The organism is Paenarthrobacter aurescens, assembly GCF_025421775.1.
GTDB classification, from domain to species: Bacteria; Actinomycetota; Actinomycetes; order Actinomycetales; family Micrococcaceae; genus Arthrobacter; species Arthrobacter aurescens_B.
Genome location: NZ_JAOEFX010000004.1, coordinates 409,096 through 433,991 on the forward strand (window position 1 = coordinate 409,096; position 24,896 = coordinate 433,991).

The window sequence follows — 24,896 nt, forward strand, 5'->3', positions numbered from 1 at the left end:
CCTGGTCTCAACTCGCAAATGAAATTCCAGTCGTAAACATGAAGGGCAAACCATGAAGAAATACACGACGATCGGCGGCGTAGCGCTCGCAGCGACGCTCATGCTGACCGCTTGCGGCGGGGGAACGCCGTCGGGTCCGGCCTCGCAGAAGGCCGAAGAAGCAGGCGGTGACATCAGCAAGCTGATCAGCGTCAACGCCAAGGAAGCAAAAGACCTGGAACCGGGCGGCACGGTCACCCTGCCAACCGTGGATCTCGGGCCGGACTTCAACAATAATTCCAACGTCGGGAACAGTGGCCCCACCGCAGCTGTGTTGACTCCAGTCAATCCGGCAGGCCTTAGCAGCGGCGGGATCGGCGGCTGCTGGAAGCTGGACTTTGACGGCAAGGCTGAGCCGAACAAGGACTTCTGCGAAGAGGTGAAGAGCGAAGTCAAGGATGGCAAGCAGACCATCACCATCAAGGTCAACGACAAGGCAACCTGGAACGACGGTACGCCTATCGACGTCAAGACCTTCGAGAACACCTGGAAGATGTCCCGCGGCGAAGATAAGGCGATTGACATCGTCAACCCGGGGGCATATCCGTTTGTAGACTCAGTCAAAGCTGGTGCCAACGACAAGGAAGTCATTGTCACCACTACGCAGCCGGTCTATCCCCTTGAGGATCTCTTCTTCGGACTGATCCACCCTGCCGTCAACACGGCGGAAATCTTCAACAATGGCTTTGCGGGCAACATGCATCCTGAATGGATGGCCGGCCCGTTCAAGGTGGAGAACTTCGACACCACCGCCAAGACCGTCACCATGGTTCCCAACGACAAGTGGTGGGGCCAGAAGCCTGTCCTGGACAAGATCATCTGGCGCCAGATGGAACCCAGCGCAACCATCGCCGCTTTCAAGAACGGCGAAATTGATGCTACTGACGCTCGCACCCTGAGCCGCTACAAGCAGCTTGAAGGAACCAAGAACGCCGAGGTACGACGCGGTCAGCGACTGTTCGCCGGTGGTCTCAACCTCAATGCCGAGCGGCCGGCCCTCGCCGATGTGGCCGTCCGCAAGGCGATCTTCACGGCCGTGGACCGAAAAGCTCTCCGGGATGTTCAGTTCAACGGACTGAACTGGTCCGAGGAAAGCTCGGGCTCCATGATGCTCATGCCGTTCTCCGAGTACTACCAGGACAACTACCCCGTGAAGGACTCGGACGCTGAGGCCGCCAAGAAGGTCCTCACTGACGCGGGTTACACTGCCAATGACAAGGGCATCATGGCCAAGGACGGCGTTCCCGTTACTTTCAAGGTGACCTACTTTGGCGAGGATCCCACACGGGCGGCCGTCTCGCAGACCCTGCAGAAGCAGCTTCAGGCAGCGGGCATGGACGTCGCGGTTGAGCAGCGCGGTGACGCGGACTTCCAGAAGGTTCTGGGGTCGCGGGAGTTTGACCTGACGATTTCGGGCTACACGGTTGGCCCGGATGCTACCAGCGGCGTCAAGCAGTTCTACGATTCAACCACCAACGAAAACAAGCTCGGCGATGCCGAGCTGGACGCTGAAATCAAGCGCCTGGCGACCATTGCTGATGACAAAGAGCGCAACAAGGCCGCCATGGAGGTAGAGAAGAAGCACATGGAGAAGTACTTCTCCATGGGTACCCTGCTGAACGGCCCGGAGATCCAGTTTGTGCGCACGGGCCTGGCCAACTACGGTCCGTCCTTGTTCAAGAGCAACTCCAATGTTCCGGACTGGACCACCATCGGCTGGGAAAAGGGCACCAAGAAGTAGCCCCTCAGCAGTAGTTTCCTGAAGGCCGGGAACTTCTTGAACCCCTTGAGGGGTTCGGGAGGTTCCCGGCCTTCGCCGTCCCCGACGCTCTCTCACCTTTCGCGCCCTTCACCCCTACCCTCTCTCACCCGGTGATAGAGGGTTGGCGTGAAAGGGCTATTACGTGAGAGAGGATCGGTAGCCTAGGGTCATGACTTCCCAGCCGATCCGTACCGCAGTGGCAGGTTTTGGCCTGTCGGGCAGCGTCTTTCACGCGCCCTTCATTGCCAGCAACCCTGCATATGAGCTTGCCGTCATCTCCACTTCGGACGAGTCGCGCCAAGCGAAGGCCAAGGACCGCTATCCGCAGGCCACCATTGTCCGCACGCCGGAGGACATTTTGGCACTGGCTGACCAGCTGGACCTCATCGTCCTGGGCACACCGCCCGCAACCCATTTCCCCCTCGCGAAAGCCGCGCTGGAAGCCGGGCTTGACGTCGTCGTGGACAAACCGTTCACGGTCCGGAGCGCCGAGGGCGAGGAATTGATCCACCTCGCGGCGAAACTGGGCCGTGTTCTCACGGTCTACCAGAACCGGCGATGGGACGGCGACTCGCTCACCGTCAGGAAACTGCTCGACGCCGGAACGCTGGGGACCGTGACCAGGTTTGAGGTGGGCATGGAGCGCTGGGCGCCGGAGATCGCCAAAGCGTGGAAGGCCAGCGCCACGGCAGAAGACGGTGGCGGCGTCCTGTTCGACCTCGGCACGCACGTCCTGGACCTGTGCCTGCAGTTCTTTGGTCCGGCCACCGTCACCTACGCGGAAATCCAGGCGCGCCGTCCCCAGGAAAGCGTCGATGACGATGTCTTCCTGGCACTCCGGCACCAGTCCGGTGTGGTCAGCCATGTCACCATCAACCTGACCAGCCACCTGCACGGCCCGCGCTTCCGCATCCTCGGTACCGAGGGCGGCTTCGTGAAGTTCGGCACCGACCCCCAGGAGCCCTATGTGCTGGGAGGCGGGCTCCCTACGGACGCGCGATACGGCGTCGAACCCGCCGAAAATCATGGCACGCTGGAACTGAACGGGCAGCGCATCGAGGTCCCCACAGAGCGCGGCGCCTACCCCGAGTTCTACCGGATTCTGGCGGAAAAGCTCGACGACGGCGGCACAGCCTCCGCGCTTCCCTTACCTGTGGATCCGGCCGGCTCCGTTGCGGTGCTGAAGCTGATTGAGCAGGCTAGGTCGCTGGCGTAACGTCCGCGCTGGCAACCAGCGAGTAGATGGCCTTGAGGTCGTCGTTGCCTTCAGTGGGCTGGCAACTGCCCGTCAGCTGGACGATATCCGCTGCGGTCTCGTGGTGAACTACCGTGACGGCGGTGAACTGGGCCAGCGAGCCGGCCTGCGGATGCGTGTAGCGTGCTTCGCGTACGTGCCAATCCCGGCCATTAATCACCACCGGCTCCGTGCCCAGCAGAACAGCATCCGGCAAGGCATCCAGGAACGAGTCCACGGACGCAGCGATGTCCTGGAGCTGGTAGCCGGGCAAGCGGCGCGACACGGAAATCACCACATTCGCTGTGTAGCGTCCTTCCGCAGTGGGGGCCATCAGGGCGCCCACCGCGTCGGGGACCACTTGCTGGGACCATCCCGCGGGTGCGTTGAGTTTGATGGTGGGGTAGGCGGGGAACCCGCTGGACGGGAAAACCTGGTGCGATGTCATGGGAGCCCTTTCGGAGCGTTCAGTGCAGGAAGCTATTTGCTGAGGAAGTCGACAAACCCGGTCACGGAATCAACGAACCCGGACGGGCTGATGGTGATCTGGCCACCTGCTCCCAGTCCCAGCTCCGCAGTGATCTTGGCGCCCGCGCCGAGGGTCAGTCCGTCTTCGTCCATGGAAGCCGTAAAGAAGTGACTCTCGCCGGCTCCGGCGGCAACTGTTGCGTTGAGAGTCAGCGTCTGGCCTAAAACTTCGACGTACCGGCTTCCGGTCAGTTCCGCTCCGGCACCAGCGCTGAACGCTGTACCGGTTGTCTCGCGGCCCTTAACGCTCAGCTCGCCTTCGCCGGCGCTTGCCCAGGCCCCGGCGCGCAGTTCTCCGCCCTGCCCCAGGGAGAACAGCCCGCCGGCGAACTCGGTCTTGTTGTCCACGGTGAGCTTCTGACCAGCAAAGCCTTCACCGCCCGCGGAAAACAGGAACGGGCTGGTCGCTTCGGCGTGTGCGCTGGCCTCCACCCCGGTCATCACGCGCGTCGTGGAGGTATTGGTGGCCCAGCCGTCAAAAAAGTCGGACCGCACGGTGGTAGTGTTCTCGGCCCCTGCAAACGCTTCGCCGGTGGCGCTGGCGTGGGGGAGTCGCAGCCCGAAGGGCACGCTTGCATCGAACTCGCCGTTGGCGCGCGCTCCGACGAACGTTTCGTTGGTGACAGTGGTGTCCACTGGCCCGTATCCGGACTTTGCTGTCCACGTCATCTGCCCGCCGGTGGATGCCTCGGCGGAGCCGCCTACTGCGATCCCGTCCGGCCCCATCGAGCCGTGCACTTCGCCTGTTGCCTGACTGTCGAAGGAGCCTTCGCCTTCAACGGTGACGGGACCGTAGGTGGTGGGATCAAAAGTGAAACCCAGTGGCCCTGAGGGGCTCCTGCCCTTTCCGTCACCAAGCCCCCGCCCCGGACCGCCCAGCGAAGCTTGCTCCTGCTGATCGGCATTGAGTTTCAGGGCGCGGGCGTTGTCCTTGAGGCAAACCGCTGCCGCACCGAGCCGTCCGTAAAGCTGGCTGTGCCAGTTGCTGCGGAATTGCTCGGCGTCGTTTCCCCGCCAGTAGTTGCCATTCTGAATGAGCACGTTGAGCTGCTGTTGAAGTGTGGTGAGCTTCTCAGCTTCGGAGTCCATCACTGCCGAGAGCCGGCGGAGATCTCCGACGTCGGCGCCTACCAGTCCCTGCCCCATTATGTACTCAGCCCCATCACGCATCCCCTGAACGTAGCGACATTGCAAAAACCTGCGGACCAGTCTTGGCGCCAGGCGTCTCCCGAGCATAGTTGCCCGGGAACAAGGCTGCCATGGGGAGAACTACCGGGGTGGATAAGTCCGTCCGGAAAATTTGGCCACCTGCGTAACCTCGTCGCAGCCGCGAACGATGTAAGGGGAGTGCGGGCCACGTCCGCGCACTGATCATCCGGCAGCGACCCAACCGCTGCCGGGGCAATCCCAAGAATTTTGTCGGAGGGTTTTTATGTCCTTGTTCACTGTCCTCGCCACCAGCAAAGTCGCCGCGGGCGTCCTGGCCGCCGGAGCTGTAGCTGCCGGTGGAACCGGTGTAGCTGCCTTCAATGGCGCACTCCCCACCGAACTCCAGCAGACCGCCCATGACATGGCCGGCGCACCTGCCCCGCTCGACGGAAAGGCCGCGGAAGCAGCCCAAGCCGTCGAATCGGCCAACACCAAGGCGGCTGGCGCCGTCGGGACCGCGCAGGCACAGGCGACCGAAGCCGCCGAAGCCGGTCAGGCAAAGGCTGCCGATGCTGTTTCCGGCGCGACGGCCACGGCCAACGACGCCACCTCCCCGGAGGCTTTCGGCCTGTGCACCGCGTTCCTCAACGGCGGACTGAAGTCTGATGCCAAGGTCCCGGGCTTTGAGTCCCTGACCATTGCCGCCGGTGGCGAAGCGAAGGTGGAAGCGCACTGTGAGGCAGTGGTTGACGCCGGCAATGCCGCCGACGCGAAGGCGAACGGTTCGGCCCAGGCAGACGCCGACGCCGATGCTTCCGTGGTGTCCGGACTCCCGGCAAAGCCGGCGGTACCGGCCGTCCCCGCCAAGCCTGCCGTCCCTGCAACGCCTGACGTGCCGGCGACCCCTGCGGTCCCGGCGACGCCTGCTGTCCCGGCTCTCCCGTCGCAGGTTCCGAGCGACGTTCCGGCGGCACCAGGAGCACCCCTCGATTCTGTCCGCTAAGCGGGCAGCGGCTACGGTTTAAGGGCGGGGCTCCTTGGCTTAGGACAAGGAGCCCCGCTTCATAACGTGGGATGGAGGCGTCCACGGGTGCTTGACCCCTTGGCTGATGAATATGTGCAGGCGGATCATGACGACCCCGCGCTGCTCTTCACGGCTGCCTACAACAACTTCGCCGGACCTGTCTTTGGTTACCTTCGTGCCCGCGGCGTGGACGACCCCGAAGCCGTCACCCAGGACGTGTTCCTCGCCCTGTATCCAAAGCTGGAGACTCTCCACGGCGGCCTCCAAGGTGCCAAGGCGTTGTTGTTCTCGATCGCCCACGCGCGGATGGTGGACCATTACCGCAAACGCGAACGCACGCCTGGTTCCACCCCCTATGACTCAGACTTGGACTCGCGGCGTACACCGTCGGCGGAAGACCAGGCCATGGGACGGGCCTCCGGCCTGGCCGTCACGGAACTTCTGGACGACCTCGCGGACGACTACCGGGAGGTCCTGGCTTTGCGCGTTGTAGCGGACCTTTCCGTGGAGGAAACAGCGGCCACCATGGGCAAGTCCCAGGGAGCCGTGAAGCAGTTACAGCGCAGGGCATTGAGCGCACTGAAGAAACGTGCGCAACGAACGAACGGCACATCATGAGCGAACATTCTCCGCTGCGGGGACGCAACGACGAGCAGGCGATCGACCGCCTGATGGCTGACTCCGGCCTGGAAGGCGACGCTGATCTCCGCGCCGAATTGCTGGAACTCCGCTCGCTGGCCAGCACAGCGCCTTTGCCGTCCGACGCAGTCCGCGCACTTATGGCCAGCGGCCCGGCTGCGGCCACCCAGCAGCCCACGACGGCGGATGGCGGGCCGGCATCGTCCGGCGCACCGACGTCGGTACTCACCACGGTTGCCCCGACGGTCCCCGCCCCTATGGAGGAGTTGGCGCCTGTCGACGAACTTGCTGCGCGGCGGCGGAGGAAGCGTGGTGCGACCATTGCCGGCCTCGCAGTTGTCGTGTCGCTGGCCGGTGGTGCTACTGCTGCAGTTGCGTCCGATGGCGGCATCCCCGGCGCCTTCCAGCATCTTGGCGCAGCCATCGGTTCAGTGGTCTCGCAGTTCACGCCCGGCTCCGGGAACGTTCCGCAGCAAGGCGGTCCGGCGGATTCAACCCCGGCTCCCGGTGTTGGGGAAACGCCCGCAGCTCCTGCCCGGAACCTGCCCGCGCCAGCGCCGGTTGCCCCCACGCCCACGGGCGCCCCGGAGTCCGGTTCCCAGCCTCAGCCCGGCGGGGGAGCGTCGGCCCACATGCCCAAGGCTCCCGGAAAGGGCGGGCCCGGCAATGTCATCCCGACGCCCCCGGCCGTACCTGTGACACCGCCCGCCCTCGATGCGCCGAGAGTCGATCCTTCTCAGCTCCGCCCGTCGGACCTTCCCGTGCCGGTTCCCACCCACGTGGTTCCCTCACCGCCGGCCGATCCCAGCATCTTCGGCGCGGGTTAAACCACGACGGCGGGGTGCGGCTTCGTGTGGAAGCTGCACCCCGCCGTCGGGCGTAAGTACTACGCGGAAACCAGGCCGTGCCAGTCGGTCACCAAGGGCAGGTTGTGCGCCTCGGAAACGGAGTGGTGTGCCACGTGGCCTGCGGCGATGTTGAGGCCTGCAGCCAGTGCGGGGTCGCGGTCGAATGCGGCCTTGACGCCCAGGTTGGCCAGTGCCACTGCGTAGCGCAGGGTGACGTTGGTCAGTGCGTACGTGGAGGTGTTCGGAACAGCGCCAGGCATGTTGGCAACGCAGTAGAAGATCGAGTTGTGGACCTTGTACGTCGGTTCCTGGTGGGTGGTGGGGTGCGTGTCCTCGAAGCAGCCGCCCTGGTCCACAGCGATGTCCACCAGAACCGAGCCCGGCTTCATGCGGGAGACAAGTTCATTGGTGACCAGCTTGGGAGCCTTGGCACCCGGGATCAGGACGGAGCCGATCACGAGATCTGCGTCGATGACTGACTTCTCGATCTCGTAGGCGTTGGAGGCAACGGTCTTCAGGCGGCCCTGGTAGAGGGCATCGAGTTCGCGCAGCCGGTTGATGTTGATATCCATGATGGTGACATCAGCACCGAGGCCCAGCGCCATGGCGGCGGCGTTGGTTCCCGCAACACCGGCACCGAGGACGACAACCTTGGCCGGACGGACTCCCGGTACGCCGCCCAGGAGGACGCCCTTACCGCCGGCAGGAGCCATGAGGGAGGAAGCGCCGACCACGACGGACAGGCGGCCCGCGACCTCGGACATGGGAGCGAGGAGCGGAAGGGTGCGGCCTTCCTGCACGGTTTCGTAAGCGATGGCCGTGACGCCGGAGTTGATGAGCTCGGCGGTGAGCTCGGGCTCTGCGGCGAGGTGCAGGTAGGTGAAGAGGATGAGGCCCTTGCGGAAGCGGTGGTACTCGGCCGCGATGGGCTCCTTGACCTTCATGACCATGTCCGCGCGGCCCCAGACGTCGTCAGCTTCGTTGACGATTTCAGCGCCGGCGATCGAGTATTCCTCGTCGGTGATGCCCGAGCCGAGGCCTGCGCCGCGCTCAACCAGAACGGTGTGTCCGTGGGTGCGGAATTCGTGGACACCAGCAGCCGTGATGGCTACGCGGAATTCGTTGTTCTTGATTTCTTTGGGGACGCCGATGATCATCTGTGGGCTCCATCGTTAGCGGCCTCTTCGGCCGAAAATGTGTTGCGGGCTGTGATTCCAGAATAAATCCGGCTGTGAGGCAGGCGACATGGATTCCAGCGCCTGCATCTGCGGAAACCCCGGAAAGTCAAGGTTCTTCCCTGCTGCCGCTCGACATTTGTCGAGCACTGGAGCGTCAGGTGTCGCCTGCTGTTGGTACGCTTTCTGGATGCAGCAGGACGTGGAACAGATCGTAGAACGCGTGGCTTTGAAGCTCGGCCGTGGCCTGTCCCTTGAAGACCTTGACGGTGTCCTCCTGGCCTACAGCTCCAACCAGTCGCACGCCGACCGCGTTCGCGTGAACTTCCTCCTCAGCAAGCGGGTCCCCAGCGACGTCAGCGTCTGGCAGCTCTCCCACGGCATCGCAACGGCGGTGCGTCCCGTGGTGGTTCCCGCCAATGACGAACTCGGCATGTTGGGCCGTGTGTGCGTGCCCCTGCTGGTGCGCGGTTTCCGTGTGGGCTACTTGTGGGTTCAGTTGGACCTCGAGGAGCAAAGCGCGACGGCGATACTCGCCGAATTGCCCGGCGTGCGCGACGAACTGGACCTGTTGGCGGGGTTGCTCCTTGACTCGAACACAGCCGAATCCGAGTTCCGGCGCAGGCGTGAGCAGGAGTTCCTCTCGGCCTGCGGTGGGGAATCGAACGCTGTTGCCGCAGTGGCCGGTTGGAAGGAAATCCAAGGCCGCGGTCCGTGGCAACTGGTGACCATCCTGGACCCTGAAGGTGCCAGGTCCGACGTCGATCCCATTGCCGCGACCCTGACGCACCGCTCGGCCGCGCTGCAGTCCACCATCGGCGTCCATGCCGCGTTGTTCAGCGCCGGAACCGAGACGCACTCGGTGGTCCTGTTCCGCGAGTCCGGGGGACGGGCTGACCACGCTCAGGTGCTGGTGCACTATCAACTGGAGCTTGCGAAACGCGCGGGCCGCAAGGTGGACAGGGTGATTCTGGGCATCAGTGAGCCATTCCAAGTCATCCGGCAGCTTTCGGGTGCATACCGCCAGTCCAGGGTTGCTGCGCAGGCGGCTTCAGTGGACAGGCCTCTGGGAGAGCTCGTGGACAGCCGCGCCGTGGGGGTTTACCAGCTCTTTGACCGCCTGCTGGCCCCGGGCGGCTGGGACGACACCGGTTCAGTGCATTTCAGGACCCTTGAGGATCAGGACAAGAACGGCGAGCTCTTGCCCGTCCTGGAACTGCTCTACGACAACGACAGTTCCGTGCAGGACGTCGCGTCCAAACTCCACCTCCACAGAAGCAGCATTTACAACAGGCTCGGCCGTATCCGCCAACTCATCGGTGCTGATCCGCTGAACGGCGCGATCCGGCTTGAATTGCATGCGGCGTTGAAAGCGAGGCGGTGGGCGGGGCGACCTCGGATCTGATCCCCGGAAAGCCCGGAGGCAGGCACCCAGTGTGGGTGCCTGCCTCCTTTGACGTACGGCTCTACGAGCGCCTCAACCGCTGGCAGCTCCAGCGCCCCAGCCGGCGTCGGAACATGGCAGTGCGGCCGCTGCTGCAATACCGCCCATGCCACCCGACGTGCACGGTGGTCCGGGGCAACCGCGTACTCACTGCAATGCCTTCTTGGCTGCGTCAAGGAGCGATTCCAAGGTGGTTTCACTGGGCTGCGGGGTGGTGCCCGCATTGGGATTGCCCGTGGGGCGCGGCTTGGAGGTCGGCGTGGCGGTCTCCGTGGGTGTGGGAGTCGGGGTCGGCGTGGGAGTGACCGTCGGGGTCGTTGTGGGCGTCGGCGTAGTGGGCGGCGTGGTGATCGTATCCGATGGAACGTCGCTGGGTGCGGGTGCCGGCTGGGCCGGAACAGGGGTGGTCACGCCGGGCACAGGGGTGACGGCTGACGGGGCTGCCGCTGAAGGAACCCACACCGGATCAGCGAGCGATACCTGTGGTGTCGGGACTGACGACGGCGATACTGCCGCGGGTGCCTCCGGAACCGTTGCGGGCTGGCCCGCTTGGGACGATGACGAAGCCGACGATGAGGGTGCTGATGCCGTGGCATAGGAGGCTCGTGGCGCGGGGGAGGTTGACGCCGACTCGCGGTCCTCACCGCCCTTGCTGCCGCTGGCTTCCTGGGCCGGGGTTTCCTGTCCGAAGAACGGAATTTCCAGGGCCTGGCCCAGGGTTCCGGCCGTCAGTACCAAGCCAAGGGCGCCGGCAACCACTGCCATACGCTGGCTCATGTGCTTCACCGAAGCGGCTTTCCGCAAAACAGTTTGGGGTTCGCGGCCCAACGACGACGCGGCGCCGAAGCCGGATTTGGCAGCCGTGGGTGCTCCCGGCTGCTTCCGTGAATCCTTGCGGCTGGCGAGGGAAGCCGAGGCTGTTGCGGCCGCGGCAACCTGGGCCGGGGACTTGCCTCGCGGCGAGATGGGTGTCGCCGAGGTGGGTGCCGGCGAGGTGGGTGCCGGAGACGAGGTGCGGGCTACGGGAGCGGTCGCGGCTTCCTCGCGGACGGCCACTACGGGAATGGCGGCCGTTGCGGGCTCAGACTTGTCCGGCTCAGTGCCTGCTGGCTGCACGATCGGAATGGCCGCAGTGGGAGGCCCCGGCGTGGTCGGCTTGGGAGCTGCTGCCCGGGCGGCCTCAACGGTCGGAATTGCCGCGGTAGCCGGTTCCGGCAGTGCTGACTCTTCAGCTGCGGATTCCTCCGGTGCGATGACGGCCCGGGCCGCCTGCTCACGCTCCGCCGCGCGAACGGCTGCGCGCGTGGCGGGTGCTGCGACGGTGGGGGTGGCCGCAATGGCGGCTTCCGGCGTCGTGCTTGAAGTTTCCGGCGCCGCGACGGCGTCTGCTGGCGCGCTGGTGAGGGATCCGCTGGGTTGGGCCCGACGGCGTCCGGTTGGCTTGGTGCGCTCGCGGTCGTTCTGGGCGCGGCGCGGCTGATCCATGGTTGGGGACATGGTGGTTGCCTCTCAACGCCTTCGAGGTTAGCTGTCGGGTTCGGACGAGGCCGTCCGGCCGCCTGAGCGGCTTCACCCCAAGGACTTGGAAACAAGCCCGGGAACTCTGGGTCCCCCGCCTCTGCCGCGGGTCTGGCGGATCCCGGATTGCGGCAGAGCTCGGCGTCAATCCGGAAGCGGCCCAGCGGATATACGGGTCGCCCTACGACGGTACATGAGCCGGAAAGTAAAGTCACATTAATGTAACGGGCGGTAGGTCGCCCGGATTGAGGGAGCCCTACCGCTTAGGCTTCGGGGCCGGCGCTGGAGCCGGGAGCTCGTGCTGGATCTTCTGGATTTGGTGTGCCTGATGAGTCTCAGGGCGGAAGATCTCGTCGGCGATGCCCAGCATTCCGCCCGCCGCCGCCCGCCTGACTCCGTGCTTGGACTGCCGCGAGGTCCAGTACCAGAGGCCGGCGAGGAGCGCGGGAACTCCGAGTACTGCGGCCAACACGGCCAAGATATCCATCGCCTAAGACTAGCTTCGGCGTGCAGCGGCAGGTAGACATTGTCTATGGACCTGCCAGTGATGCCGCCCGTCTCGCCCATGCTCGCCAAGTCCGTTCCGGCCATCCCCGATGTTGGGCACTATGAGCCCAAGTGGGACGGCTTCAGGACCATCGTCTTTAAGGATGGGGACGAGGTCATCCTGGGCAGCCGCAACGAGAAGCCCATGACCCGGTACTTCCCGGAGCTGGTGGAGGCGCTGCGAAAGAACCTCCCGGACAAATGCGTGATCGACGGCGAGATTGTCCTGATCCAGGGCAACAGGCTGGAATTCGAGGTGCTGCAGCAGCGGATCCACCCCGCGGACAGCCGGGTCCGGATGCTCGCCGAGAAGACTCCGTCCTCCATGATTGCGTTCGACATCCTCGCCCTGGGTGATGAGAACCTCATGGACAGGCCCTTCTCGGAGCGCCGCGCCATCCTGGAGCGTGCGCTCGCCGAGGCTGAGCCTCCCGTCTACGTGACCCCCGCGGTGAAGGACCTTGAGCGGGCGCAGGAGTGGTTCGTCCAGTTGGAAGGCGCCGGACTGGATGGGGTGCTGTCCAAGCCGTTGGATGGGAGCTATCAACCCAACAAGCGTGTGATGTTCAAGACCAAGCACGAGCGGACTGCGGACTGCGTGGTGGCGGGATTCCGCTGGCACAAGACAGCGAAAGTTGTGGGGTCCATGCTGTTGGGTCTTTATAACGACGCCGGACGGCTGCAGCACGTGGGGGTGGTGGCCTCATTTCCCATGGCCCGAAGGGAAAGCCTGGTGGCCGAGCTTGAGCCCTACCAGATTGAACTCAGCGAGCACCCTTGGGGCGAGTGGGCCAGCCAGGGAGAGGGAGCCTCAGGTTCGCGGATGCCCGGTGCCCAAAGCCGGTGGAGCGGGGGTAAGGATTTCTCCTTTGTGCCGTTGCGTCCCGAGCTGGTGATCGAAGTGGCCTACGACTACATGGAGGGCGACCGTTTCCGGCACACCACACAGTTCCGCCGGTGGCGGCCGGACCGGACTCCAGAGAGCTGCACGTACTCGCAGCTGGAGGAGCCGGCGGACTATGACCTGGGGGAGATCCTGAGGCTGCCGTAGTTACTCTTCGTGTCCCTGATCGCTGCTCATGCTGCCCTCGGCCGGCGGGGTTTCTCCCGGTGGTACCCCGCCGCCGGGCTCCAGTCCCGTGACAGTCCCGTCGAGGGGATCAGGGTTGGCGGAGGCGGCCGGATCATCGTCCTCGTCCTGGCGCAGTTCGGGATCGGCGTTGACGTCGTCCTTGACGGGCTCGGGGGTCGTTGCAGCGCCGTAGGGCCCCGTGGCGCCGGTTACCCCGAAGCCCTGGGTTTCTTCATTTGAGTCTTTGTTCGTCACGATCAACCCTTTCATAAGCAAACTTACTAGTGCGCCTGCTTCGTCAGCCTAGTCGTGACTCGCTGACCCAACAAGTGCACTCAAGCCCCCCGCCGGCGTCGTGCCTGCGCTCAGCGCCGCGGAGTGGTCGCGGCGACGAAGCTCCGGATGGCATCCGCCACGGCCTTCGGGCGCATGTGTTGAGCAACGTGTCCTACGCCGGGAATCTCTACCAGCCGACCCTGTGAAACCGCCCGGGACAGCCGTAGCGACCAATCAGGGCCCGCCACGTTGTCGCGGCTTCCACGCAGCACCAGCACCGGAACGTTGATCGAGGCCAGGCGTTTCTCGGTGGGGTACTTCATCATCACGGGCAGCTGGGAGAGGTACCAGCGCGGGCCGCAGCGGAAATAGTCGGAAATGACGATCCAGTTTGACGAGGGACTCTCGCGGAGCAGCCCGTCGAGGACAAGGGCCAAGGATTGGCGCCCCACGTTCTTGTGCCGCGAATCAACCACCGGTCCCATCAGCACCAACTGCCGGGCGCGTTCCGGCGCATGCAAAGCCGCTTCGATGGTGAACTGCACGCCCATGGAGTGGCCCACCAGTACGTACGAATCGATGCCGCGGGACGCGAGGGCCGCAGCGATGAAGGCCCCGTAATCCTCCACGGAGAGCTGCCGATCAGGCTTTGGTGTCCCTGCAAAACCCGGGAGGTCCAGGGAGTACGTGGGTGCATCAGCCGCGAGAACGGCATGAAGTCGCGCCAGGTAGCGGTGTGAGACCCCGATGCCATGGATCAGGATGTACGCAGGTTCGGTGCCCAACCCGGGCCCAGGCTCGGGCGAAGGCGTGCCCTCTGCCCATACGATTCGCCCCTTCAGGCCCAACGCCTCGACGTCGGCGGACAGCAGCGCTGCCGGCTTCTCCCGCGCTTTCATCAGGATGTCCGCTGCAGGAACGCCGCAGCGCCTGGGCCGGTCAATTCACTCTCCGCAACCGGCCGGCCGGACACCGCGAGCAGCAGGGAAATGGCCGCGCCTTCAACGGCGGGGCCGTCCCCGTGCTCGAACGGGGTGTCTGTTGCCACCAGGCGCCAACCCGCTGCGATCTCCTTGCCGCCACCCATCTTGGTGGTGGTCCGCACTTGGTAATCGATGGCAGTGGCGACGTGGTCCGCCGGATAATCGCGGTGCAAGCCCAGTGGGCGGCGAATGTCCTCCCCGTGGACGAACGCCTCGACCAGCCTGGTGGCCAGTCCGGCCGGCGGACCGGATGTCCGGGAGAGTACGGACTCCAACTGGACCAAGGTCTTTGCGGGGTCCCCGGTCTTCTCGCGCTCCACACCCACGGCGTTGTCGCGGTCAAAATCCATCCGGGAGGCAATCATTCGGCGCATGAAATTGAGGCGCGTGGTCTTGGCGCTGTCGATAATGTGAGCCAGGACATCATGGACGTCCCAGCCCGGGCACAGCGTCGGTGTCTTCCATTGCTCTGGCGGAAGTTGGTCCAGATCCTGGATCAGGGCACGGCGTTCCTCATGCACCACGGGCCAGACAATGGAAGGGGAAGTCGACGCCATACTGCTATTGAACAGCATGGCGGCAATTCAGGCTGGGCTATTCCCTGTTCGCGTCGTCCGACTCGGTGGGGTCGACTGCGGGACGTGAAGCGTCAAGCGCCGCGGCCGCCTCAGCTGCGTCCCGGCGTCGTGCAATTCTCGATTCCGTCCACATGGCCACGGCCACGAACACCGTGCACGCGAACATGAAGGTTGCCACAAAGTTCAATCCCATGGCAGAGCCCAAGGGTGCGGCAAGGGCCATGGCGGCCAACCCGGCCACGATATGCCACCCTTTGAAATTGCCCACCGATCAAGCGTAACCCCGGCCTTAAGTGGTGCTGGCCTGTTGGATGGGATCGTTGCTTGATCCTTATCACTCCGACACTTTTAGCCGGCGTTTAAGTCATTTTCGTCGGCCTGCACAGCGGCCGCTTCAGCCTGTTTCTTCTTTTGCGTTTCCAGCCAGGCCATGATGGCGGCCTGCCGGATCCGGCGATGCGTGCCACGGTACTCCACGGGGATTTCGCCGCGATCTGTCATGTTGCGCAGATACGTGTGCGAAATGCCCGCGAGCTCCGCTGCCTGCGAGGTGGTGAGCATTTCCTCCACGCTGCTGACCGTCACCGTTTCGCCCCGGCCCAGCCTCGCGAGGAGATCGACGACGGCGTCCCTCGCCTGATCGGGCAGACGGTGGACGGTGCCATCCACAAACACGGTGATGTCGTTGCTGTCCGCCAGGGAGCGCGCCAGATTCCGGGCGTCATCGGCGGGGAGGCCAGCGGTGACGCGTGGAGCTATCAATGCCATGGCAGAAGCCTAGCCTGAGGCGCACCGCCGGCCGGGCAAGCAGGAAACGCTATTCCGCGTCCAGGTCCGTCTCCAGCAGCTTCACCAGTGCGTCCAGCGCAGCGTCGGCACCGTCCCCCTCGGCCCGCAGCACCACGACGTCGCCTTTCGCGGCACCGAGAGTCATGAGCGAAAGGATGCTGGCGGCGTCGAGCGCGTCATCGGCGGGCTCGCCCTGCATGGCAATGGTGACCTCCACTGGCTGCTCACCCGCGGCCTCGGCGAACAAGGCGGCGGGGCGGGCGTGCAGGCCGGAGCGGCTGGCGATGGTGGCTGTGCGTTCGGGCATGGGTTTCTCCTTTGACGGAAACAAACAGAAGTTAGAGGCCGAGTTCTTCGAGGACGGGGAGTTTGGCGCGCACCCAGTCGCGGGCTTCAAGGGCGCTCGGTGCGGACAGAGCCAAGCGTGCCAGTTCCTGCGCCTGCTCCAGGGTGACGGTCTTCAGCACAGTCCCGACGGCGGCCAGCGACCGGGCGGTCATGGACAGTGTGGTCACACCCAGTCCGGTAAGGACGACGGCGAGGGCCGGGTCCGCGGCTGCCTCGCCACAGACGCCCACCGGCTTGGGATCGCCTTCCCGACCGGAGCCTTCCTGCGCCGCGCCTTCCACGGTGAGCTGGACGAGACGGAGCACGGCGGGCTGCCACGGAGTGTTGAGTTCGGCGAGGGGTCCGAGCTGGCGGTCGGCGGCCATGGCGTACTGGGTGAGGTCGTTGGTGCCCAGGGAGGCGAACCCGACTTCCCGCAGGACGGTGGCGGCGGTCAACGCAGCAGAGGGAACTTCCACCATCACGCCCGGTGTCTGGATACCGGCGGCGGCGCACAGGGATGCGAAGCGGCCGGCTTCGGCGGCGGTGGAGATCATCGGTGCCATGACCCACACATCGGCGTCGGACTCTGAGGCTGCCCGGGCGATGGCCTCAAGCTGGCGCTCCAGCACGCCCGGTGTGGTGAAGTCGGTGCGGTAACCACGCACACCCAGTGCAGGGTTGGGTTCGGTGGCGTCGGTGAGGAAGGGCAGGGGCTTGTCCGCGCCCGCATCCAGGGTGCGGAGGACCACTTTCTTGCCCGGGAACGCATCGAACACGGCTTTGTAGGCTGCGGCCTGCTCGTCCACGGAAGGCTCCGTGTCACGTTCCAGGAAGCAGAATTCGGTGCGGAACAGGCCAACACCTTGGGCGCCCAAAGCGGCAGCTGCCACAGCATCCTTGGCTCCGCCGACGTTGGCGAGCAGCGGCACCAAGTGCCCGTCCGCCGTCGTGCCGTTTCCGTCGAATTCGGCGAGCGTGGCGGAGGTTTCCGCCCACGCCGTCGCTGCGGCGCGCTGCTCCTCAGAGGGGGAAACAGCAACGAAACCAGCCGCGCCGTCCACGTAGACCTCGGTACCATCGGCAATCTCGTCAACCCCGTGTGCGGCAACAACAGCAGGCAGGCCGAGGGAGCGGGCGATGATGGCCGTGTGGGACTGCGGGCCACCACCGGAGGTCACCAATGCCAGCACCACGGAGGGATTCAGCGTTGCGGTGTCGGCCGGCGCCAGGTCCTCGGCCACCAGGATGAAGGGCGTCTCCGAGGCAGGAATGCCCGGTGCGGGGACGCCACGGAGTTCAGCCACAATACGGGCGCGCACGTCCAGGACGTCAGTGGCGCGCTCGGCCATGTAGCCGCCCAGGTTGTGCAGCATTTCAGAGACAGACGCGCCGGCTTCCCAGATGGCCCGCTCCGCTGAAGATCCGGCGTTGATGAGCTTGGCCGCCGACTTCAGGAGCATGGTGTCCTTGGCCATGAGCGCAGTGGCTTCGAGGACGGCCTTGCCGTCGCCTGAAGCGCTGTCCGCACGTCCCTTGAGCTCGTCATGGACGGACTGCGCGGCAGCCTTCAAGCCTGCGACAGCGTCTTCCGGCGCAACGTCCGCAGCCAAACGCTCTCCCGACGGCGGTTCGCTCACCGGCTTGGGCATCTGGCGGACGGAACCAATGATGCGGCCAGGGCTTACCCCTACTCCTTGGAAATTCTGCACTGAATCCTCTGTTCCTGCTTGTTGGTTCAGGCCCGCCGGCGACGGCACCGGGAGCCTCGAAAACTAGCCTACAAAATTCCTTTGTGAGCCACTTCATATAGCAACGCTATAGGTGCTAGGGTAGCGGTTATGAGTTTCGATGACCAGCTTCCGCCCAAAATTCGGTTGCTTCGCGCAGCTGCCGAGTTGCTGGCGAATTCGGAGGGGTCAGCGGTCTCAACGCGCCAGATCACCAAGCTTGCCGGGGTCACGGCGCCTACGCTCTACCACCACTTTGGTGACAAAGAAGGACTGTTCGACGCCGTCGTTTCCGCCGGCTTTGAAGAGTATGTGGCAGGAGAGCGTGACTTTGCGCCGTCCGGGGAGCCTTTGGAAGACGTCCGGCGGATGTGGGATAACCACGTCCAGTTCGGGCTGAGCCAACCCCATCTGTATCTGGTGATGTTCGGCAACATCAGGCCGGAAAGCCGCCCAGCAATCGTGGCTGATGCTGAAGCGCTTCTGGAAGAGATGCTGAACAAGGCCGCTATCTCCGGTCAGATCAACGTGCCACCCCGCGAAGCGGCACGCAGCATCCTGGCGGCCAACGTGGGCGTCACGCTCATGTTGATCGCTGAACCGGTGGAAGAACGGAACCTCGAGCTCTCAACGATGACCCGGGATTCCATGATTTTTGCTGTCTCCACGGAAACCGCCCGTGGCGCCGCAGCGGACGACTCCGGTAAGTCGTCGGTAGTTGTTGCGGCAATCGCCCTGAATGCGGCACTGCAGGCCTCGCATTCGGACCAACTTTCCAGCTCTGAACTGAAGCTCTTCCTTGAATGGCTTCACCGCATTTCCAGCAGCTCCTAAGGCTGCACTCTCTCGATCTATATCGACTGACCCCGCGCCGCCGCGGGACACACGTTAGGAATTCACATGGCAACAGAGACAGTTGCGAAGCCCCGCACCAGCGTCCGCGTTGGTGTCCAAAAGTTCGGAACATTCCTGTCCGGCATGATCATGCCCAACATTGGCGCCTTTATCGCCTGGGGACTCATCACGGCCCTGTTCATCGAGAAGGGTTGGATTCCAGTACCCGTCCTCGGCGGATTCGGTACTGATGCCGAGGGAGTCAAAAACCTGGGCCTCGTTGACCCCATGGTGAAGTACCTGCTGCCGCTACTTATTGCTTACACAGGCGGCAAGATGGTCCACGGCGTCCGTGGTGGCGTGGTGGGTGCCATTGGCACCATGGGTGTGATTGTTGGTGCCGGGATTCCTATGTTCATCGGCGCCATGATCATGGGCCCGCTGGGCGGCTGGACCATGAAGAAGCTCGACGCCCTATGGGACGGCAAAATCCGCCCCGGCTTCGAGATGCTGGTGAATAACTTCTCCGCCGGTATCTGGGGGGCGCTGTTGGCGTTGCTCGGTTTGTTTGCCATCTCACCCGTGGTCAAGGTGTTCACTGATGGCGCTACCGCGGTGATCCAATTCCTGATCAACAACAGCCTGCTGCCGCTGACCTCCATCTTCATTGAGCCTGCCAAGGTCCTGTTCCTCAATAACGCCATCAACCATGGTGTGATGACGCCGCTCGGCATTCAGCAGTCCTTGGAAGAGGGCAAGTCCATCCTGTTCCTGCTTGAGGCCAACCCCGGTCCGGGCCTCGGCATCCTGCTGGCGTACATGTTCTTTGGCCGCGGTGCAGCCAGGGCATCGGCACCCGGCGCCGCGATCATCCACTTCTTTGGCGGCATCCACGAGATCTACTTCCCGTACGTCCTGATGAAGCCAATCCTGATCCTCGCTGCCATCGGCGGCGGCATGGCAGGTATCGCCACGCTCACCATCACCAACGCAGGGTTGGTGGCTCCGGCTGCTCCGGGCTCCATCATTGCGGTGCTCGCCCAGACCGCGCGTGACAGTTACCTGGGGGTCATCCTGGCCGTCATTATTGCGACGGCTGTTTCCTTCCTGATCGCCTCGGTGATCCTCCGTGCCTCCAAGAACACGGGCGAGGATGACCTCTCGGCAGCAACGTCCCGGATGGAAGCCATGAAGGGCAAGAAGAGCTCCGTCTCTTCGGCACTTGTTGGTGACCGCGCAGGCGCCCAGCCTGGCACCGTCCTGACCCGCCCGGTCCAGAACATCGTGTTCGCCTGCGACGCCGGCATGGGTTCCAGCGCCATGGGTGCCTCGGTCCTGCGCAACAAGATCAAGGCAGCCGGTTTCCCGGACGTCAAGGTCACCAACTCGGCCATCGCCAACTTGAACGACAGCTACGATGTGGTGGTCACGCACCAGGACCTGACCGAGCGTGCCCAGCCGAGGACGGCCAGCGCCGTTCACTACTCGGTGGACAACTTCATGAACAGCCCCCGCTACGACGAAATCGTCGAGTTGGTCCGGAGTAGCAACAGCGAAGCCCCTGCCGCCACTCCGGCTGCCGCCACCCCGGCAGCCGCCACTCCGGCAGCCACCACCCACGGTGCGCATGCCGCTGAACCCGCGGCCGCCGTCGAGGGTAAAGGTGTCCTGCTCCGCGAAAGCGTGGTCCTGAACGGCACGGCGATTGACCGCGACGCGGCGATCGACGAGGCCGGAAAGCTCCTGCTGGATCGCGGGGCCGTTGATGTCAGCTACGTCCACGCCATGCACGAACGCGAGGAATCAGTGTCCACCTACATGGGCAGTTTCCTGGCGATCCCGCACGGCACCAACGATGCCAAGGAACACATCAACCACTCGGCAGTGTCCATCATCCGCTACCCCGAGGGCATCGACTGGGGCGGCAAGCAAGTGAAGTTCGTGGTCGGCGTGGCCGGCATCAACAACGAACACCTCCACATCCTCTCGTCGATCGCCAAGATCTTCACCAACAAGGCGCAGGTAGCCCAGTTGGAGGAAGCAACCACGGTTGATGAAGTCCTGGAGCTGTTCGGAAAGGTCAACGCATAGTGAAGGCAGTCCATTTTGGGGCAGGCAACATCGGGCGCGGCTTCGTGGGGCTGCTGCTTCACGAGGCCGGCTATGAGGTGGTGTTCGCGGATGTCGCGGACGCGCTGATCAGCCAGCTCGCAGCGGCCAGCAGCTACGACGTCCACGAGGTTGGCGAGAGTCCGGCGGTCAAGACCGTTACCGGCTTCCGTGCCTTCAATTCCGCGTCGCAGGAAACAGCTGTTGTGGAGGAAATCTCGACGGCGGATGTGGTCACCACTGCTGTGGGGCCACACATCCTGAAGTTTGTGGCACCGGTGATCGCCCGCGGGCTGGCGGCCAGGCCCACTGACCTGCCGCCTCTGCAGGTGATGGCCTGCGAGAACGCCATTAACGCCACGGACCTCCTGCACACGGAAATCCGGGCGGCCTGGGACGACTCGGCGGGCGACTTGGACGCCGTCGCGGTCTTTGCCAACACTGCTGTGGACCGCATTGTCCCCAACCAGGCTCCGGACCAGGGCCTGGATGTCACGGTGGAGACCTTCTACGAATGGGTCATCGACCGCACCCCGTTCGGTGACAACGTACCGGACATCCCCGGTGCAACCTTCGTGGACGAGCTCGGCCCGTACATCGAGCGCAAGCTGTTCACGGTGAACACTGGGCATGCTTCGGCAGCGTACTTCGGGTACCAAGCCGGGCTTGAGAAGATCTCCGAGGCTATGGCGGATCCGTCAGTTGCAGCGAAGGTCCGCGCAGTCCTGGAGGAAACCAAGGAACTGCTGGTGGCCAAACATGGGTTCGTCGAGGCGGAGCAGGAAGCGTATGTGCAGAAGATCTTGTCCCGCTTCACCAACCCGCACTTGCCGGACACCGTGAACCGCGTGGGCCGTGCGCCGCTGCGGAAGCTCGGCCGGCACGAACGGTTTGTTGGCCCGGCAGCTGAGCTCGCCGAGCGTGGAGTCACTCCGGTAGCGCTGCTCGAGGCAATGTCTGCGGCCCTTCGTTTCGACGACGGCGCCGACGACGAAGCCGTTGAGCTCGCAAACATGCTGTCCGAGCTGGACGCGGCTGCCGCCGTCGAACGCATCACGGAACTGACGCCGACGCACCCTCTGTTCCCGGCGTTGCAGAAGCTCGTGGAAGATCGGCAGGCCGAGGCGTAAGCGCCACCCGAAAGTAACAAAGGCTCTCCGGCGGGAGAAAAAAGCGTGACTTCAGTCACAAATGCCCGCTGGAGGGCCTTTCGGTTTTGAAGTTAGCCTCACCTTACTAATAGAGTCAAAAACAATTAGGCAACACATCTATGACTTATTAGTGAGTGGAGTACTGGCGTGAAAAAGAGGCTGTCGAGCTACATTGGGGCACTGGCTGCAGGCGCTGCCTTGCTGACCGTCACGGCGTGCGGAGGCGGCGCGACGGCGTCCTCGCAGCCTGAAGAAGCCAGCACCATCACCATCGAGCACGCCCAGGGTTCAACCACCAACGTTCCCGTGAATCCGGCCAAGGTTGTCACCTTCGATCTCGGCGTCCTGGACACCATGAACGCGCTCGGCGTCGAGCCCACCGGTGTTCCCGAGGCCAGCTACCCGGAGGCGCTCAAAAAGTTCTCCGAGGCCAAGTACGCCAAGGTGGGCTCGCTCAAGGAACCCGACTTCGAAGCCGTCAGCTCCGCAGCCCCGGACCTCATCATCGTCTCCGGCCGCACTGCCGGCGCCTACGAGGAACTGAGCAAGATTGCCCCCACCATCGACCTCTCCGTTGATGCGGCCAAGCCCATGGAAAGCTTCAAGGCCCAGACCGAGAAGCTCGGCAAGATCTTCAAGAAGGAAGACGAAGTCGCTTCCAAGCTCGCAGAGGTGGACAAGACCGTCGCGGATACCAGGACCAAGGCCGCCTCGGCTGGCAAGGGCCTGATCGTCCTCACCTCAGGCGGTGAAGTCACCGCATACGGTGCGGGCTCCCGCTTCGGCATCATCCACGACGTCCTGGGCGTTCCTACCGCCGCAGACGTCAAAGCCGAAGGTTCCCACGGCGAGGCTGTTTCCTTTGAATACATCAAGGAAACCAACCCGGACATCCTCTACGTCATCAACCGCGACACCGCGATCGGCACCGCAGGCTCCACAGCCAACCCCATCCTGGACAACGAGCTGGTGAAGTCCACCAACGCTGCCAAGAACAACAAGATCGTCAACCTGGATCCCGCCGGCTGGTACATCGTGGGCTATGGCCTGAACAACGTCCAGGCCATGGTCACGGCAGTGGCCGACTCTGTCGCCTGACAACCCGCTCCACCTGAAATCCTGACGTGACAACTACAGCCGTGCGCCCCACGGCAGCAGCAAGCCGCAACCGGACGGGCGAGACCGCCCGACTGGTTGCGGCTGCTGCCGTTGTGCTGGTGATCGCGGTTGGCAGCATCTTCGTCGGCGTCAGCGATGTTTCGCTGCCCGCCTTGCTGGCGAACGACGCCGGTGCCTGGGAAATCTTCTGGGTCTCCCGGGTGCCACGCACCGTGGCCGTAGTCCTGGCCGGAATGGCGGTCGCCGTGGCCGGGTTAATCATGCAGCTCATGGCCCGGAACCGCTTTGTTGAGCCCTCCACCGTGGGCACCGTGGAGTCGGCAACCCTGGGAATCCTGGTCGTCACTGTGCTGGCTCCGGACTCTCCGATTCTCACCAAAATGCTGGTGGCTTCTGTGTTCGCCGTGCTGGGCACGGCCCTGTTCCTGGCCATTCTCCGCAGGCTGCCCGCGCGCAACACCCTGCTTATTCCGCTGGTAGGCATCATGCTGGGCGGCATCATTGCTGCAGTCACCACGTTCTTCGCCTACCGCTTCGATCTCCTCCAGACCCTGAGCAACTGGATGATCGGCGACTTCTCCGGCGTGCTCCGCGGGCGGTATGAACTGCTGTGGATCGTGGCCGTGCTGGTGCTGGTGGGCCTCTTTGCTGCTGACCGCTTCACCGTGGCCGGCATGGGGCAGGACTTCACCACCAACCTTGGCCTGAACTACGCGCGCACCATGCGGCTGGGGCTGATGATCGTTTCGTTGATCTCCGCAGTGGTTGTCACCACCGTGGGGGCCGTGCCGTTCCTCGGCCTGGTGGTCCCCAACATTGTGTCCCTGCTCTTCGGCGACAACCTCCGCCGGGCTGTGCCGTGGACCGCTCTTTTTGGGGCGGCATTCGTGCTGGTCTGCGACATCATCGGCCGGACCATCCGGTTCCCCTACGAAGTGCCAGTAGGCATGGTCATGTCCGTGTTGGGCGCCATCCTGTTCCTTTTCCTGCTGTTGAGGAAACGCAATGCCTGAAACTGTCCTCACGGCACCCCGTCTGTCCACCCGCACCCGTTGGCGCGACGCCATCCGCAGTACCCCACCGGGACTGGTGATCGGCATTCTGGCTATTGCCGCCGTCGTGCTTGTTGCCGTTTTCCTGACGATCGACCTTAAGGGCAACATCGCCTACATCCTGCCTCGCCGGGCCATCAAGGTGTCCGCGATGCTGCTGGTGGCTGTCGCGGTTGGGGTTTCCACGCTGCTGTTCCAGACAGTGACGGCCAACCGGATCCTGACGCCGTCCATCATGGGCTTCGATTCGTTGTACATTCTGGTGCAGACCGCGCTGGCGTTCGTGGCGGGTGCCGCGACGCTGGCGACGGCTCCGTCAACGCTGAAATTTGGGCTCGAGATCCTCCTGATGGTGGGCTTCAGCGCCTTCCTGTACCGGTGGATGTTCACCGGCGCCACGAGATCCCTGCACCTGTTGCTGTTGGTGGGAATCGTGCTGGGAACTCTGTTCCGCGGCTTCTCCTCGCTGTTGCAGCGCCTCATGGAGCCCAGCGAATTCATCATCCTGCAGGACTTGTTCTTCGCCAGCTTCAACAACGTGGACCCGGGGTTGCTGGCAGTTTCCGCGGTGCTGATCGCCTTGGTGTGCGTTGGCGTGTGGCGGATGCGGCACACCTTGGACGTGCTGGCGCTCGGCCGCGAAGTGGCCATCAACGTGGGCGTCGACCACAAGCGTGTAGTGATGCGCGTCCTGTTGGCGTGCTCCCTGCTGGTAGCGATCTCCACGGCCCTGGTGGGGCCGGTGACGTTCTTCGGACTCCTGGTGGTCAGCCTTGGCTACCAGCTGTGCCGCGGCTTCCGGCATGCGTGGCTGCTACCGATGGTGGTGCTCATTGGTGCCATTGCGTTGGTGGGCGGCCAGTTGCTGCTGGAGCGCGTTTTCGGGTTCGCCACGGCGCTGAGCGTCATCATCGAGTTCACCGGCGGCATCCTCTTCCTTTACCTGTTGCTGAAAGGCTCACTGAAATGA

25 protein-coding genes and 1 riboswitch are annotated in these 24,896 nt (G+C 64.1%); of the genes, 13 read left to right on the forward strand and 12 right to left on the reverse strand.

The annotated features are described in order from the left end of the window. Positions 1-52: 52 nt before the first annotated feature. Together N7568_RS11085 and N7568_RS11090 are read left to right on the forward strand one after the other, a co-directional pair. The gene (locus N7568_RS11085) at positions 53-1,780 is read left to right on the forward strand and encodes an ABC transporter family substrate-binding protein (RefSeq protein WP_261609875.1); all 1,728 of its coding nucleotides are present in this window, start codon (positions 53-55) and stop codon (positions 1,778-1,780) included. A 190-nt stretch (positions 1,781-1,970) separates the two neighbouring features. Beyond that, positions 1,971-3,017 (forward strand): Gfo/Idh/MocA family protein, encoded by a 1,047-nt coding sequence (locus tag N7568_RS11090; RefSeq protein ID WP_261609876.1) that lies wholly within the window; start codon positions 1,971-1,973, stop codon positions 3,015-3,017. On the opposite strand, the gene N7568_RS11095 is transcribed toward N7568_RS11090, so the two are convergent. Beyond that, positions 3,001-3,483 carry a hypothetical protein gene (locus N7568_RS11095; RefSeq protein WP_261609877.1) on the reverse strand — a complete coding sequence of 161 codons (483 nt, stop codon included), beginning with the start codon at positions 3,481-3,483 and terminating at the stop codon, positions 3,001-3,003. The two genes, N7568_RS11090 and N7568_RS11095, sit on opposite strands and share 17 nt — an antisense overlap. A gap of 32 nt (positions 3,484-3,515) precedes the next feature. Next, entirely contained in the window at positions 3,516-4,709 is a 1,194-nt protein-coding gene (locus N7568_RS11100) for a hypothetical protein (RefSeq protein ID WP_261609878.1), read from the reverse strand. 286 nt (positions 4,710-4,995) lie between these two features. On the opposite strand from N7568_RS11100, the gene N7568_RS11105 reads away from it, so the two are divergent. From N7568_RS11105 to N7568_RS11115, 3 genes are all read left to right on the forward strand, one after another. After that, positions 4,996-5,715, forward strand: a complete 720-nt coding sequence (locus N7568_RS11105; RefSeq protein WP_261609879.1) for a hypothetical protein — start codon at positions 4,996-4,998, stop codon at positions 5,713-5,715. Positions 5,716-5,802: 87 nt separating this feature from the next. After that, a complete protein-coding gene (locus tag N7568_RS11110) occupies positions 5,803-6,354 on the forward strand; it encodes an RNA polymerase sigma factor (RefSeq protein WP_261609880.1) in 552 nt (183 codons plus the stop codon). Then, entirely contained in the window at positions 6,351-7,202 is an 852-nt protein-coding gene (locus tag N7568_RS11115; protein WP_261609881.1) for a hypothetical protein, read from the forward strand. Before N7568_RS11110 ends, N7568_RS11115 begins: the two co-directional genes overlap by 4 nt. A gap of 59 nt (positions 7,203-7,261) precedes the next feature. Here the strand turns inward: N7568_RS11115 and ald are convergent, their stop codons facing one another. Beyond that, positions 7,262-8,380: an alanine dehydrogenase gene (gene ald / locus N7568_RS11120; RefSeq protein WP_261609882.1), complete on the reverse strand. Its 1,119-nt coding sequence runs from the start codon at positions 8,378-8,380 to the stop codon at positions 7,262-7,264. Positions 8,381-8,588: 208 nt separating this feature from the next. On the opposite strand from ald, the gene N7568_RS11125 reads away from it, so the two are divergent. After that, positions 8,589-9,803 (forward strand): PucR family transcriptional regulator, encoded by a 1,215-nt coding sequence (locus N7568_RS11125; protein ID WP_261609883.1) that lies wholly within the window; start codon positions 8,589-8,591, stop codon positions 9,801-9,803. Between the two features lie 186 nt (positions 9,804-9,989). Here the strand turns inward: N7568_RS11125 and N7568_RS11130 are convergent, their stop codons facing one another. Both N7568_RS11130 and N7568_RS11135 read right to left on the reverse strand, forming a co-directional pair. Continuing rightward, complete coding sequence (locus tag N7568_RS11130; protein ID WP_261609884.1) at positions 9,990-11,339, reverse strand: hypothetical protein; 1,350 nt, start codon at positions 11,337-11,339, stop codon at positions 9,990-9,992. Positions 11,340-11,341: 2 nt separating this feature from the next. After that, a riboswitch (cyclic di-AMP (ydaO/yuaA leader) is annotated at positions 11,342-11,487 on the reverse strand. Between the two features lie 129 nt (positions 11,488-11,616). Then, a complete protein-coding gene (locus N7568_RS11135; RefSeq protein WP_261609885.1) occupies positions 11,617-11,847 on the reverse strand; it encodes a hypothetical protein in 231 nt (76 codons plus the stop codon). Between the two features lie 45 nt (positions 11,848-11,892). Between N7568_RS11135 and N7568_RS11140 the strand changes: the two genes are divergently transcribed. Then, positions 11,893-12,957, forward strand: a complete 1,065-nt coding sequence (locus N7568_RS11140) for an ATP-dependent DNA ligase (protein WP_261609886.1) — start codon at positions 11,893-11,895, stop codon at positions 12,955-12,957. Here the strand turns inward: N7568_RS11140 and N7568_RS11145 are convergent, their stop codons facing one another. The 7 genes from N7568_RS11145 to ptsP form a co-directional block, all read right to left on the reverse strand. Further along, entirely contained in the window at positions 12,958-13,233 is a 276-nt protein-coding gene (locus N7568_RS11145) for a DUF6480 family protein (RefSeq protein WP_261609887.1), read from the reverse strand. It abuts the gene before it with no gap. Positions 13,234-13,343: 110 nt separating this feature from the next. Next, positions 13,344-14,153, reverse strand: coding sequence for an alpha/beta fold hydrolase (locus N7568_RS11150; RefSeq protein ID WP_261609888.1), 810 nt, complete (start codon positions 14,151-14,153; stop codon positions 13,344-13,346). Next, on the reverse strand, positions 14,153-14,812 hold the full coding sequence (locus tag N7568_RS11155) for a maleylpyruvate isomerase family mycothiol-dependent enzyme (protein WP_261609889.1): 660 nt from the start codon (positions 14,810-14,812) through the stop codon (positions 14,153-14,155). The genes N7568_RS11150 and N7568_RS11155 overlap by 1 nt, the downstream gene beginning before the upstream one ends. Positions 14,813-14,831: 19 nt before the next feature. Continuing rightward, positions 14,832-15,083, reverse strand: coding sequence for a hypothetical protein (locus tag N7568_RS11160; protein WP_261609890.1), 252 nt, complete (start codon positions 15,081-15,083; stop codon positions 14,832-14,834). Positions 15,084-15,163: 80 nt separating this feature from the next. Then, complete coding sequence (locus N7568_RS11165) at positions 15,164-15,583, reverse strand: helix-turn-helix domain-containing protein (protein ID WP_261609891.1); 420 nt, start codon at positions 15,581-15,583, stop codon at positions 15,164-15,166. Between the two features lie 49 nt (positions 15,584-15,632). Next, positions 15,633-15,911, reverse strand: coding sequence for an HPr family phosphocarrier protein (locus N7568_RS11170; protein ID WP_089596564.1), 279 nt, complete (start codon positions 15,909-15,911; stop codon positions 15,633-15,635). A 31-nt stretch (positions 15,912-15,942) separates the two neighbouring features. Next, on the reverse strand, positions 15,943-17,643 hold the full coding sequence (ptsP, locus tag N7568_RS11175; RefSeq protein WP_261609892.1) for a phosphoenolpyruvate--protein phosphotransferase: 1,701 nt from the start codon (positions 17,641-17,643) through the stop codon (positions 15,943-15,945). 129 nt (positions 17,644-17,772) lie between these two features. On the opposite strand from ptsP, the gene N7568_RS11180 reads away from it, so the two are divergent. From N7568_RS11180 to N7568_RS11205, 6 genes are all read left to right on the forward strand, one after another. Continuing rightward, positions 17,773-18,495 carry a TetR/AcrR family transcriptional regulator gene (locus tag N7568_RS11180; RefSeq protein WP_261609893.1) on the forward strand — a complete coding sequence of 241 codons (723 nt, stop codon included), beginning with the start codon at positions 17,773-17,775 and terminating at the stop codon, positions 18,493-18,495. A 66-nt stretch (positions 18,496-18,561) separates the two neighbouring features. Beyond that, complete coding sequence (locus N7568_RS11185) at positions 18,562-20,586, forward strand: PTS mannitol transporter subunit IICBA (protein ID WP_261609894.1); 2,025 nt, start codon at positions 18,562-18,564, stop codon at positions 20,584-20,586. Next, positions 20,586-21,734, forward strand: coding sequence for a mannitol-1-phosphate 5-dehydrogenase (locus tag N7568_RS11190; protein ID WP_261609895.1), 1,149 nt, complete (start codon positions 20,586-20,588; stop codon positions 21,732-21,734). The genes N7568_RS11185 and N7568_RS11190 overlap by 1 nt, the downstream gene beginning before the upstream one ends. Before the next feature lie 168 nt (positions 21,735-21,902). Then, positions 21,903-22,853 carry a siderophore ABC transporter substrate-binding protein gene (locus N7568_RS11195; RefSeq protein WP_261609896.1) on the forward strand — a complete coding sequence of 317 codons (951 nt, stop codon included), beginning with the start codon at positions 21,903-21,905 and terminating at the stop codon, positions 22,851-22,853. Positions 22,854-22,879: 26 nt separating this feature from the next. After that, positions 22,880-23,887, forward strand: a complete 1,008-nt coding sequence (locus N7568_RS11200) for an ABC transporter permease (RefSeq protein WP_261609897.1) — start codon at positions 22,880-22,882, stop codon at positions 23,885-23,887. Further along, the gene (locus N7568_RS11205; protein WP_261609898.1) at positions 23,880-24,896 is read left to right on the forward strand and encodes an iron chelate uptake ABC transporter family permease subunit; all 1,017 of its coding nucleotides are present in this window, start codon (positions 23,880-23,882) and stop codon (positions 24,894-24,896) included. Before N7568_RS11200 ends, N7568_RS11205 begins: the two co-directional genes overlap by 8 nt.